This is a genomic window from Sphingomonas mollis, assembly GCF_016427505.1.
Lineage (GTDB): Bacteria > Pseudomonadota > Alphaproteobacteria > Sphingomonadales > Sphingomonadaceae > Sphingomonas > Sphingomonas mollis.
The window spans coordinates 564,737-577,126 of the sequence record NZ_JAELXS010000001.1 but is presented as its reverse complement, the minus strand read 5'-3'; the positions used below and the strand labels follow the sequence as shown (position 1 = coordinate 577,126).

Here is a 12,390-nt window from a genome sequence, read left to right as displayed (position 1 = left end):
GCAGAGCGTGGGGAGAGTAGTATCCACACACGCTGCACTATGGGGCGATCCCCCTCCACCATGCTTTGCATGGTCCCCCCTCCCCGTGCCGGGGAGGATCGTGTCAATCGTCGCTTGCCGGTACGTAGACCCGCGCGGCGTCGCTCAGTTTCTGGGTGAATTCGGCGATATGGCTTTCGTCGATCACCAGCGGCGGCAGGATGCGGACGACATTCTCGCCCGCCGCCACCGTCAGCAGCCCGTGGTTGTCGCGGCAATGGGCAACGAAGCGGCGGCTGTCGCTCTTCAGCTTCAGCCCCATCATCAGTCCGCGTCCGCGCACCTCCTGAAACAGATGATCGTGGTTGGGGATCATCTGTTCCAGCGACGACCGCAGCCGATCGCCCATCGCGGTGACGTGATCGAGGAAGCCATCGGCCTGCATCACGTCCAGCACCGCCTCTCCCGCCGCCATCGCCAGCGGGTTGCCGCCATAGGTGGAACCATGCGTGCCGGCGACCATGCCCTTGGCCGCTTCCTCGGTCGCAAGGCAGGCGCCGAGCGGGAAACCGCCGCCGATGCCCTTGGCCACCGCCATGATATCGGGCGTGATGCCATATAGCTCGTGCGCAAAGAACTTGCCGGTCCGGCTGTAACCGCACTGCACCTCATCCAGCACCAGCAACAGGCCGTGTTCGTCGCAGGCGGCACGCAGGCCGTGGATGAATTCGTCGGTGCCGACGGTCAGTCCGCCCTCACCCTGGATTGGTTCGACCAGGAAGCCGGCGGTGTTGTCGTCGATCAGCGCCAGCGCGCCGGCCAGATCGTTGAACGTCGCGTATTTGAAGCCGGGCAACAACGGCTCGAATCCGTCGCGCATCTTGGCCTGATTGGTGGCCGAGATCGTGCCGAGCGTGCGACCATGGAACGCGTTGTTGAACGTGATCAGGTCGTGCCGCTGCGGGTTGCCGTTGGCGAAATGATAACGGCGCGCGGTCTTGATCGCGCATTCCACCGCCTCTGCACCCGAATTGGTGAAGAACACCGTGTCGGCGAAGGTCGCATCGACCAGCCGCTGGGCCAGATGCTCGCCCTGCGGACTGCCGTACAGGTTCGATACGTGCATCAGGGTCGCCGCCTGATCCGCGATCGCCTTCACCAACGTCGGGTGGCCATGACCCAATGCGTTGACCGCGATGCCGCTGGCGAAATCGAGATAGCGTTCGCCATCCTCGCCGATCAGGTAGACGCCTTCGCCTCGCACCGGACGCACACCGCACCGTGGATAGACGGGCATGAGCGCGGGCGTAGACATGATGGCTCCCTCCAACGAGAAAGGGCGGCCAAGGGGGCCGCCCGATGCGCCTGATACGGGCAGACGGCACAGCCGGTCAACACCATGACCGCGCTTCCTATTCCTTACGCATCCAGCGCTTCCTCATCCAGCCGGGCGGCGTTTTCCTGGATGAAGGCGAAGCGGTGGGCGGGGTTGGTGCCCATCAGGCGATCGACCAGATCCTTCACCCCCGCCCGCTCCTCATATTCCTGTGGCAGGGTGATGCGGATCATCGATCGGCTGGCGGGGTCCATCGTGGTCTCGCGCAACTGCATCGGGTTCATCTCGCCGAGACCCTTGAAGCGCGCGACCTCGACCTTCTTGTTCCTGAACGCGGTGCGTTCCAGCTCCGCGCGGTGGGCATCGTCACGGGCGTAGAGCGACTTGGCGCCGGCGGTCAGGCGATAGAGCGGCGGCTGGGCCAGATACAGATGCCCGCGCCGGACGAGATCGGGCATCTCCTGAAAAAAGAACGTCATCAGCAACGTCGCGATATGCGCGCCATCGACATCGGCGTCGGTCATGATGACGATGCGTTCGTAACGAAGATTATCGGCGATGCAGTCCTTGCGCGTGCCGCAGCCGAGCGCCTGGATCAGGTCGGCGATTTCCTGATTGGCGAAGATCTTCGCGCTGGTGGCCGATGCCACATTCAGAATCTTGCCGCGGATCGGCAGGATCGCCTGCGTCTTGCGGTCGCGTGCCTGTTTGGCGGAGCCGCCGGCCGAATCGCCCTCGACAATGAACAACTCGGTGCCGGCGGGGTCGTTGGCGGAACAGTCGGTCAGTTTGCCGGGCAGGCGCAGCTTGCGCGCCGAGGTCGCGGTCTTGCGCTTGACGTCGCGTTCGGCCTTGCGGCGCAGGCGCTCGTCCATTCGGTCCAGGACATAGCCGAGCAGCGCCTTGCCCCGGTCCATGTTGTGGCCGAGCCAATGGTCGAAATGGTCACGCATCGCACGCTCGACCAGACCGGCGGCCTCCGGACTGGTCAGGCGATCCTTGGTCTGGCTCTGAAATTGCGGTTCGCGGATGAAGACCGAGAGCATCAGTTCGCTGCCGACCATCAAATCGTCGGCGGTGATGTCCTTTGCCTTTTTCTGGTTCACCAGTTCGCCGAAATGCCGAAGGCCACGAACAAGTGCCTGCCGCAGACCCTGTTCGTGCGTGCCGCCATCGGGGGTCGGGATGGTGTTGCAGTACCAACTGAAGCTGCCGTCGCTCCATAGCGGCCAGGCGACGGCCCATTCGACACGTCCCTGCCCGCCGGGAAAGTCCTGCGACCCGGCAAAGAAATCCGCCGTCGCGCATTCGCGACCGCCGATCTGTTCGCGCAGGTGATCGGCGAGGCCGCCGGGGAACTGGAACACCGCCTCGGCCGGCGTATCGCTGGTCTCGACCAGTCCAGCCGCGCAATGCCAACGGATTTCGACGCCCGCGAACAGGTACGCCTTGGACCGGGCCAGCTTGTAGAGACGCGCAGGTTTGAACGCGAGTTCGGGGCCGAATATCTCGGTATCGGGGGTAAAGGCGACCGAGGTGCCACGTCGATTGGGGGCGGCGCCGACCTGTTCGAGGGGGCCGAGCGTCTGGCCCTTGGCGAAACGCTGGCGGTATAGCTGCCGGTCGCGGGCGACCTCGACCACCGTGTCGGACGACAGTGCGTTGACGACGGAGATGCCGACGCCGTGCAGGCCACCACTGGTGGCATAGGCCTTGCCGGCGAACTTGCCGCCCGAGTGAAGTGTCGAGAGAATCACCTCAAGCGCCGACTTGTCGGGAAATTTCGGATGCGGATCGACCGGGATACCGCGGCCGTTGTCGGTGATGGTCAGACGATTGCCGGGTTCCAGCGTCACTTCGATCCGGGTGGCGTGGCCGGCGACCGCCTCGTCCATCGCATTGTCGAGCACCTCGGCGGCGAGATGATGCAGCGCGCGTTCGTCAGTGCCGCCGACATACATGCCGGGGCGACGGCGGACCGGCTCCAGCCCCTCCAGCACCTCGATCGACGAGGCGTCATAGCTTTCCTGAGCGGGAGGCGCCGCGAACAGATCCTTGGACATAGGAAGAACATAGGCGGTGTCGCAGGGCGACGCCAGCGCAGCGGCTGTTGCGCGATTGCCACAGCTGAAAACAACTTGGGTCAATCAGGATATTTCCAGCCTTTTCGCCCGTTTCTGGGTCTCCATTCAAAAAGATGACGGAATTTTCATGCAAAAGCTTACTGCTGGCCTGCTCGGTCTGGCCTCCTTCGCTGCGCTGGCGACGCCCGCCTTCGCACAGGAAACCACCGAGGATCGTTCATTCTCGGGCATCTATGTCGGTGCGGCCGGCGGTTACGACGTACAGCCGAACGATGTCGGTTCACGCATCCTGTTCGATCGGAATCTGGACGGCAACTTCAACAACACCGTGCTGACCGGCACCGGCGGGAACGCGTTCAACCCGGGTTTCTGCAACGGTCGCGCGACCCAAACCGCTAACGTCGCCTGCCGTAACGACAAGGACGGCTGGGCCTATTATGGCCGCGTCGGTATGGACGTGCAGCGCAGCAACATCGTGATCGGTGCGGTTGGCGAGTTCGGCAAGTCCGAGATCACCGACAGCGTTACGGGCTTCTCGTCCACGCCCGCCAACTATGTGATGACGCGCAGCGTAAAGTGGGAATCGTCGATCCGTGGTCGCGCCGGTTACGCGGCCGACACGACGCTGTTCTACGGCACGTTCGGCGCCGGCTATGCCCGCATCGACCGGTCATTCTCATCGTCGCAGAGTACCAACACGTTCACCGGTCGCGGCGATCGCAATCAGTGGGGTATCCTGGGCGGCGGCGGCATCGAGCAGAAGCTCGGCCGCAACTTCTCGGTGGGCATGGAGTATATGTACCACCAGTATCAGGATAACGACTATCGCGTCCGCGTGACCGGTCCGGCCGGTACGCCCTTCACGAATGCCACCAATGGCGGCACCGTGAACGGCACGGACATCGCGCGCAGCGACGACAAGTTCCGCTGGCACAGCATCCGCGCCACGGCGGCGTTCCGGTTCTGAGGCTTGGAAGGCTGGCGACCATGGCCGCCAGCCTTCCAAGCCCGGCCGGCAGCGCACAGCGCTGTCCGACGACGCGGCTTTGCCGCGGCGAGCCACGAGAAGAGGTCGCTTCCTGACGGGGGCGGCCTCTTTTTATGAGCGACGACGGTGCCTTATGCGACCCGTATGAAATTCGGGCCGACACCATTCGGCCTGCGCGCAGTCGAAGGTTAAGAGCCTCGACGTCGCCCGACAGTAACGGATCGGATCAAAAGCCCTATCCGACGATACGAAAAAGCCCGCCGGTTTCGCAACCAGCGGGCATCTTCATATCCAGTACCCCGGCTTTGGCCCGGTCGCGGGCAAAGCCCGTGACGTCGAACGCGGCGTAAGCCGCGTCGGCCGGGCGGACCAAGGGGCCGCTCGGCGCAGGCGCCTAGCGAACCCTTGGTCCGCCAAACGGCAGCGGCGGCGGAGGACGGCGATCGCGGCGGGGCAACTGCGCCTGATAGGCATGACCGCAGTGATCCACGCAGTACGGGAAGCCCGGATTCACCGCCTTGCCGCAAAAATGGAAGTCCGGCTCACCCGGATGACCGAGCGGCCATTTGCAGATGCGATCGTTCAAATCGAGGAGACCCGTCTTGCCGGCGATCTCGGCGGACGGCTTGGCCGGCACCAGCCGGCGCGGCGGCGCAGGCGCGATCGGCGGCTGCTGTTCGCCGGGGGCCTGGCGCAGGAAGCCGCCGGGGCCGACCGAACGCAGGATGGGCTGCGGCGGTGCTTCGCGCACGGCTTCGGGCGCCGCAACGACCTCGTCATCCTCGACTTCCGGCTCGGGTTCAGGTGCCGGGGGTGGAGGCGGCGGCGGCGGCGGTGGCGCAGCCTCCACGACCGGCTCGGGCGCAGGCTCGACCGCTACGGGCGCCGGCTCGCTCGACGATGACGATTTCACCGGCGACGGGCGCGCCTGAAGACCCAGGCGATGCGCCTTGCCGATCACGGCATTGCGGCTAACCTCGCCCAGTGCTTCCGCGATCTGGCTGGCCGTCTGGCCACCTTCCCACATCGTCCTGAGCGTTTCGATCCGCTCGTCGGTCCATGACATTAGTCGTTCCTCAGCAATACGGCCAGTTGCGGGCGGCGGCGGCAGCGACTACGCGCTTGCACGATGAGCAGCCAGCCCCCAATCGGCGAAATTCAGTCAGCGGTCCGCAACGCCCCCGGCGTGCCCGTCATCCGTAGCATCAACTGGGGCGGCCTTCGCACCCTCTATATCAAGGAGGTGCGCCGTTTCTTCAAGGTGCAACTCCAGACCATCTGGGCGCCGGCGATCACGACGCTGTTGTTTCTGGTCATCTTCACCGTCGCGCTGGGCAGCCGGCATGCGGTGCAGGTCGCTGGAATCGCGGTGCCGTTTGCCGATTTCATCGCTCCCGGCCTGATCGTGATGGGGATGCTGCAAAACGCATTCGCCAATGCCAGTTTCTCGCTGCTGGTCGGCAAGATCCAGGGGACGATCGTCGATTACCTGATGCCGCCGCTGTCGACGGCGGAATTGCTGGCGGCGCTGGTCGGCGGGGCGGTGACGCGGGCGATCTTCGTCGGATGCGCGGTGGGATTGGCGATGGCGCTGTGGCCGAGCGTGCATGTGATGCCGCGTGCGCCGCTGGCGATCCTGTGGTTCGGCATCGGCGGATCGATCTTCCTGGCGCTGCTCGGGGTGCTGACATCGGTCTGGGCGGAGAAGTTCGATCATGCCGCGGCGGTCACGAATTTCGTCGTGGCACCACTGTCGCTGCTGTCGGGGACATTCTATTCGGTCGATGCGCTGGACCCGACTTGGCGGGCGATCAGCCATGCCAACCCCTTCTTCTACATCATCTCGGGCTTCCGTTACGGCTTTCTGGGGATCGCCGATTCGCCGGTGATGTTCGGGGCGCTGGTGGTGCTGGGGATCGACGTGGTGCTCGGGCTAACCTGCTATACGCTGCTAAAGCGCGGATGGCGGCTGAAGAACTAGCCGCCGTCCGGTAACAACGCGTCGTATCCGGCCGCGTTGAACTCGATCAGGCAAAAGCCGTGGCCGAACGGATCGGCAAAGGTCGCGATGCGGCCATAGGGCGCCGACCGCGTATCGCCCTCCTGCACGGCACCAGCGGCGATGGCCCGATCGATCGCGGTGTCGAGGTCTTCCACGACGATATCGGGATGGACCGGCGTCCAGTGACGATCGTACCGCCGGACATCGCCGCTGACTGGACCGATCGTCGTGCCGGCGGCATTGGCAATCAGATAGATCGGCGCCGGCGCGCCGAGCAGTTCGACGAAATCATCATCGAAGCGGCGCCCGACCGTCAGGTCGAAAGCGATCGTATAGAAAGCGATGCCGCGATCGATGTCGGGTACGTCGATGTTGAGCAACAGTCCTGGCATGGAATGCTCCCTATCGCTTGAAGGATCGGCCGCCGAATCGGGAAGGCGACCGGTCAATCCGGGTCAGACCGCCAGCGCCTCCACCAGCGCCTTCACCTTCTTCTGCCGCCACTGCGGCAATGGCGCGACCAGCCAGTAACCGCCCCGCGACGGCACGGTGTCGCCAATCGCCACCACGCGGCCGGTCGCCAGATCGTTGGCCGCCAGCAACTCCGGCACCGTCGCACGGCCAAGGCCGGCGGCGGCGGCATCGAGCGCCAGCCCGGCGTCGGCGACCTGCATCGGCGCACTCGCATCGCCATCGGGGCTGCCAGGCCAGGTGATGATGCTCGTCGCGGCTTCGGTGGGGGCGGTAACGGTTATCATGCCGTCCGATTCGATCGCCTCCCCCTCATGCTCGCCCGGCCCGTCGCCCCAGCGGATCGCGAGATCGAGATTGGCCTGGGTGAAATCAATTCCCTCCTCGGCCGACAACAGCACGAACCGCAGGTCGGGATCGGTAGCGGCGATCCGGGCGAGGCGTGGCATCAGCCACTTTTCGGTCAGGTCGCGGGGAGCGGCGATGGTGAGGGACTTGGAGGACTGACCCGCCTGCATCGCTCGCACGGCTTCTTCGAACTGAAGGAAGCCATCGCGCAACGGCGCGAGCCCCGCCTCACCCTCCGGCGTCAGTTCCAGACCCCGCGTGGTGCGACGGAAGAGGACGACGCCCAGCGTGTCCTCCAACGCCCTGATCTGCTGGCCGACCGCCGCCGGGGTGACGGCGAGTTCGTCGGCGGCGCGGGTGAAGGACAGATGGCGGGCGGCGGCATCGAGGACGCGCAGGCCGTTCAGCGGAAGATGGGTGCGTTTCATGGCGTCACCGTGGGCGCGATCAGGGCGAAGCGGGGAATATCGACGTCGAAGGTCGCCCCGTCCTCGCCGATCATGCGGTAACTACCCTGCATGGCGCCGGTCGGCGTCGCCAGCGGGCAGCCGGAGACATAATCGAAGCTGGCGCCGGGTTCGATCAACGGCTGCTCGCCGACGACGCCCTCGCCCTCCACCGTGTGGCGCGCACCGCGACCGTCGGTGATGATCCAGTGGCGGGTGAGCAATTGCACCGTCTGATCGCCCTCGTTCTCCAGCCGGATGTGATAGGCCCAGAACCAGCGCCCCCGCGCCGGTTCGGATTGTTCGGGCAGGTAACTGACCGACACGCGCACCGTTACCCCCAGCGTCGTCGTCGCATGGGGGAACAGCGCCTTCATCACAGGCCGACCTGCCGTAGCGCCTGATCGAGATCGGCGATCACGTCGTCGGCGTCTTCCAGCCCGACGTTGAGCCGCAGCATGCCTTCGTCGATACCCATTTCGTCGCGCTTTTCGACCGAGACGCTGGCATGGGTGGTGGAGGCCGGGTGCGTCATCAGCGACCGGGAGTCGCCGATGTTGTTCGAGATGTCGACCAGCGCCAGCGCGTCGAGCAATCCATGTGCCTGCTCGCGACCGCCATCCAGTTCGAAGGCAAAGATCGGGCCGGCCGCTGCCATCTGGCGCATCGCCAGTTCATGCTGCGGATGGCTGGCGAGGCCCGGATGCAGCACGCGCGGCACGCGGCCTTCGAGGAAGGTGCCGACCTTTACCGAATTTTCCGACTGGCGGCGGATACGCAGGTCGAGCGTCTCCAGCCCCTTCAACACCACCCAGGCGTTGAATGCCGATAGCGTCGGGCCGGTGTTGCGCGTGAAGGGCAGCAGCGTGTTGTCGATCCAGTCCTGCGTTCCGCAGACCGCACCGGCCAGCACCCGGCCCTGCCCGTCCATCATCTTAGTCGCTGAATAGGCGACGACATCCGCGCCGAATTCCATCGGCCGTTGCAAGGCCGGCGTGGCGAAAGCGTTGTCGACTACAGTGACGATCCCACGCTCGCGCGCAATCGCGCAGACGGCGGCGAGATCGACCACGTCCATCGTCGGGTTGGCGGGCGTTTCGAAGAAGAAGACCTTCGTCTCCGGCCTGACCGCGTCGAGAAACGCCTGCGGATCGCGGGCATCGACGACGGTGGTGGCGATGCCGAATTTGGGCAACAGCGTATCCGTCAGCCAGCGGCACGATCCGAACGCGGCGCGGCCGCCGACGAGGTGATCGCCCTGTTGCAATTGACACAACAGCGCCGCGGTCATCGCCGCCATGCCGGTCGCCATGCTGCGGCATGCCTCCGCCCCTTCCAGCAGGGCGATGCGCTGTTCCAGCATCTCGACGGTGGGGTTCTGGAGGCGGGAATAGGTCATCCCCACCTGCTCACCCGCGAACCGCGCCGCGGCGTCGCCGGCGCAGTCATAGGCATAGCCGGAGGTGAGGAAGAGCGCTTCCGACGTCTCGCCATATTCGGAACGCGCGGTGCCGCCCCGGATCGCCTGCGTCGCGGGCTTCCAGGTGGAGGTGATGGTGCGGTCCTGGCCGGTCTTGCGCTTCATCCGCGCGCTTTGCCCCGATGGGCGGACGCTTGCAAGTGAAGGGCGGACGGGGAACAAGGCGGCCCGTGCCACAATTCCTCCGCCGCCCCATCCCGCTCGGCCTGTTGATCGCGCTGGTCGCACAACTTCTGTTCGCGTGGCGACTCACCACGCCGCATAAATTGATGTTCGACGAGGTGCATTATGTGCCCGCCGCGCGCCAGTTGCTGGCGCTGGATGGCCCGATCAACATCGAACATCCGTTGATGGCCAAGACGCTGATCGCCGCCGGAATCGCGTTGTTCGGCGACAATTCGCTGGGATGGCGCGCGCTGTCGACGCTGGCGGGGACGGCGGTGGTGGCAGGCGTGTTCGCATTGTTGTGGCTGGGGACGCGGCGGCTACGCCCGGCCGCGACGGGCGCGGTGTGCGCGATGCTGGGGTTCACGGTGTTCGTGCAGGCCAGGATCGCGATGCTCGACGGGTTCATGGCGGCGTTCGTCGTGACCGGAGCGGCATGCCTGTTATGGGCGATGCACGGCACACGGCCGCAAGTGTGGCGGCGCTGGGTGGCGGGCGCGGTGCTGCTGGGGCTGGCCACGGGGTGCAAGTGGACCGCCGCGCCGTACGTGGCGTTCGCGGGGCTGGCGCTGGTGGTGCTGAAGCATCGCCGACCGGATCGATGGGCGGGCATGGACGTGATCGCCGGGCTGGCGGTACTGGGGACGGTCAGCGTCGCGACTTACTTTTTGACCTTCGCGCCGACCTTTTTCTACGCGCGCGATCCCCTGACGCTGGCGACGCTCATTCCGTTCCAGCTGAAGATGTATGCGCAGCAGACGCAGGTGCTGCCGCCGCATACCTATCAGTCATCATGGTGGACCTGGCCAGTCGATCTGCGGCCGATCTGGTATCTGTACGAGCCGGTCGACGGGGCGCAGCGCGGGGTGCTGATGATCGGCAATCCGGCGGTGATCTGGGGCGGATTGGTCGCGGTGGTGGCCTGTGCGCTCGGGTGGTTACGGACGCGCGACGTGCGGCTCGGGGTGGCGGCGGCGGTGTGGATCGCTGGTTTCGCGGTGTGGGCGGTCATCCCCAAGTCGCTGGGTTTCTTCTATTATTATTATCTGCCGAGCATCTGGCTGTGCATCGCCATCGCGGTGGCGCTGGACCGATGGCGGGTTCGGCTGGCGGGGTGGGACGAGGCGTATCTGGTGGTGGCGGCGGGGCTGTTCCTGCACTTCTACCCGATCATCTCCGCCGCACCGCTGTCGGGGCCGCGGGCGTTCGAGCGGTGGATGTGGTTGTCCAGCTGGCCCTGACGCCTGCGACGCGCCACGCCCGGCCCCTCCCATACCTATCCCAGTTGCGCCATGATCGCGTCGCCCATCGCGTCGGTACTCATGCTGCCGCCGAGATCGGCGGTGCGCGCCCCGGCCAGGATAGCGGCAGCAACGGCGGTTTCGATGCGGTCGGCGACATCGGCGCGGTCCAGCGAATGGCGCAGCATCATCGCGGCGGACAGGATCGCGGCGCAGGGGTTCGCCTTGCCCTGCCCGGCGATGTCCGGCGCGGAGCCGTGGATCGGTTCGTACATCCCCTGCGCACTGCTGCCGAGCGCGGCGGAGGGGAGCATGCCGATCGAACCGGCGCACATCGACGCCTGATCCGACAGGATGTCGCCGAAGAGATTGCCGGTGACGATCGTGTCGAACTGGCCGGGATCGCGCACCAGCTGCATCGCGGCGTTATCGACATACATGTGGCTGAGCGCCACATCGGGGAAATCGCGCGCGACCTCGTTCACCACGTCGCGCCACAGCTGCGAGGTCTCGAGGACATTGGCCTTGTCGACCGACAACAGCTTGTGACGACGGGTACGCGCGGTCTCGAACCCGACGCGGGCGATGCGGGCGACCTCGACTTCGTCATAGCGCATCAGGTCATGGCCTTCGCGCAGGCCCGTGCGGGTCAGGCCCCTGCCCTTGTCGCCGAAATAGACATCACCGGTCAGCTCGCGAACGATGACGAGATCGATCTTGCGTGCGATTTCGGGCTTGAGCGCGGAGGCGTCTTCCAAACCCGCGAACAGCTTGGCGGGGCGCAGGTTGGCGAACAGACCGAGACCCTTGCGCAGGCCGAGGATCGCCTGCTCCGGCCGCATCGCGCGCTCCAGCGCATCGAAGGCGGGATCGCCGACCGCGCCGAACAGCACTGCGTCCGACCGCTTGGCCAGTGCCAGCGTCTCCGGCGGCAGCGGGTGCCCCTGCGTGCGATAGGCGGCACCGCCGACCGCGCCCTCCTCGAACACCAGATCGGGGGCGAGCGCTTCCAGCACGCGGCGGGCCTGGGCGGTGACTTCGGGGCCGATGCCGTCGCCGGCGAGGAGTGCGATGAGGGTCATGGCGGCTGCCTCTGCCGTCCGGGACGGGCTTACGCAACCGCTCTCTTGATCCGGTCGACCAGCCGGTCGCGCGCGGCGAGCGGTGCAGCCCGGCGATCGGTGAGGATATCGCGGGCGATAAAATGGCCGGTCAGGCGCAGACCGGCCAGAATATCGGACCAGTCCGGCGTGTCCGTGCCGCCGGGCAGGAAGGCGGGGATCGGCAGCAACCGTTCCTCATATCCCGTCGCCGCATCACGGCTGACCGCCCCACCGGTGCGCGGGCTGACATAGCCAAGATCGTCGTTCGTGCCGGTCACGACACAATGATCGAGGTCGAGCCCGAAACCCAATTGACCGAGCAACAGCAGTTCATAACGGACAAGCGCCACCGACCATCCGCGCGCACTGGGCGCGGCGAGCAGCGCGGCGAGAACGCCGGTCAGCCCATCATACAGCCGCGGATAGGGCTGCGCCTCCGGCAAGGTAGCTGCGGTCAGCGCGGCGATCCAGTCGAGCGCCGCTGCAGCCAGCGGCTCGCCATGGAGCGCCGCGGCGCTGTCGACGAGTTCCAGCGTCAGCGCCGGCAGCTGCTCGGCCGTCCGCGCCCGCCATTCGCCCATCACGATGTTCCCCGGCTGAAGCACCGGCCGAAGCGACCGCGACCTGCCGCAACGGACATATCCCGGCTGCACGCCGTCATCTCTCGTCAGCGCCCGTACCACGCTGCCATGTTCACCGTGCGGCCGCGCGGACAACAGGATGGCGCGGGTGGTCAGATGCATGCAG

General features: G+C 66.1%; 12 protein-coding genes. 3 read left to right on the top strand and 9 right to left on the bottom strand.

What is annotated here, in order from left to right; genetic code table 11:
* Positions 1-103 precede the first annotated feature (103 nt).
* Complete coding sequence (locus JAO74_RS02640) at positions 104-1,294, bottom strand: aspartate aminotransferase family protein (RefSeq protein WP_199034715.1); 1,191 nt, start codon at positions 1,292-1,294, stop codon at positions 104-106.
* 104 nt (positions 1,295-1,398) lie between these two features.
* Complete coding sequence (parE, locus tag JAO74_RS02635; RefSeq protein ID WP_199034714.1) at positions 1,399-3,378, bottom strand: DNA topoisomerase IV subunit B; 1,980 nt, start codon at positions 3,376-3,378, stop codon at positions 1,399-1,401.
* A gap of 148 nt (positions 3,379-3,526) precedes the next feature.
* Between parE and JAO74_RS02630 the strand changes: the two genes are divergently transcribed.
* A complete protein-coding gene (locus tag JAO74_RS02630; RefSeq protein WP_199034713.1) occupies positions 3,527-4,366 on the top strand; it encodes an outer membrane protein in 840 nt (279 codons plus the stop codon).
* A gap of 415 nt (positions 4,367-4,781) precedes the next feature.
* Here the strand turns inward: JAO74_RS02630 and JAO74_RS02625 are convergent, their stop codons facing one another.
* Positions 4,782-5,453: a GcrA family cell cycle regulator gene (locus JAO74_RS02625; RefSeq protein ID WP_199034712.1), complete on the bottom strand. Its 672-nt coding sequence runs from the start codon at positions 5,451-5,453 to the stop codon at positions 4,782-4,784.
* Positions 5,454-5,516: 63 nt separating this feature from the next.
* Here JAO74_RS02625 and JAO74_RS02620 point away from each other — a divergent pair, with 63 nt between their 5' ends.
* The gene (locus JAO74_RS02620; protein WP_199034711.1) at positions 5,517-6,368 is read left to right on the top strand and encodes an ABC transporter permease; all 852 of its coding nucleotides are present in this window, start codon (positions 5,517-5,519) and stop codon (positions 6,366-6,368) included.
* Here the strand turns inward: JAO74_RS02620 and JAO74_RS02615 are convergent.
* The 4 genes from JAO74_RS02615 to JAO74_RS02600 form a co-directional block, all read right to left on the bottom strand.
* Positions 6,365-6,781 carry a VOC family protein gene (locus JAO74_RS02615; RefSeq protein WP_199034709.1) on the bottom strand — a complete coding sequence of 139 codons (417 nt, stop codon included), beginning with the start codon at positions 6,779-6,781 and terminating at the stop codon, positions 6,365-6,367. The two genes, JAO74_RS02620 and JAO74_RS02615, sit on opposite strands and share 4 nt — an antisense overlap.
* Positions 6,782-6,844: 63 nt before the next feature.
* Positions 6,845-7,636 carry a LysR family transcriptional regulator gene (locus JAO74_RS02610; protein ID WP_199034708.1) on the bottom strand — a complete coding sequence of 264 codons (792 nt, stop codon included), beginning with the start codon at positions 7,634-7,636 and terminating at the stop codon, positions 6,845-6,847.
* The gene (apaG, locus tag JAO74_RS02605; RefSeq protein ID WP_199034707.1) at positions 7,633-8,031 is read right to left on the bottom strand and encodes a Co2+/Mg2+ efflux protein ApaG; all 399 of its coding nucleotides are present in this window, start codon (positions 8,029-8,031) and stop codon (positions 7,633-7,635) included. The genes JAO74_RS02610 and apaG overlap by 4 nt, the downstream gene beginning before the upstream one ends.
* Positions 8,031-9,239: a trans-sulfuration enzyme family protein gene (locus tag JAO74_RS02600; RefSeq protein WP_199034704.1), complete on the bottom strand. Its 1,209-nt coding sequence runs from the start codon at positions 9,237-9,239 to the stop codon at positions 8,031-8,033. Before JAO74_RS02600 ends, apaG begins: the two co-directional genes overlap by 1 nt.
* Before the next feature lie 65 nt (positions 9,240-9,304).
* Here JAO74_RS02600 and JAO74_RS02595 point away from each other — a divergent pair, with 65 nt between their 5' ends.
* Positions 9,305-10,540: a phospholipid carrier-dependent glycosyltransferase gene (locus JAO74_RS02595; protein ID WP_332908712.1), complete on the top strand. Its 1,236-nt coding sequence runs from the start codon at positions 9,305-9,307 to the stop codon at positions 10,538-10,540.
* A gap of 35 nt (positions 10,541-10,575) precedes the next feature.
* Here the strand turns inward: JAO74_RS02595 and leuB are convergent, their stop codons facing one another.
* Positions 10,576-11,622, bottom strand: coding sequence for a 3-isopropylmalate dehydrogenase (leuB, locus tag JAO74_RS02590; protein WP_199034700.1), 1,047 nt, complete (start codon positions 11,620-11,622; stop codon positions 10,576-10,578).
* A gap of 29 nt (positions 11,623-11,651) precedes the next feature.
* A complete protein-coding gene (gene recO, locus JAO74_RS02585; protein ID WP_199034699.1) occupies positions 11,652-12,386 on the bottom strand; it encodes a DNA repair protein RecO in 735 nt (244 codons plus the stop codon).
* Positions 12,387-12,390 lie beyond the last annotated feature (4 nt).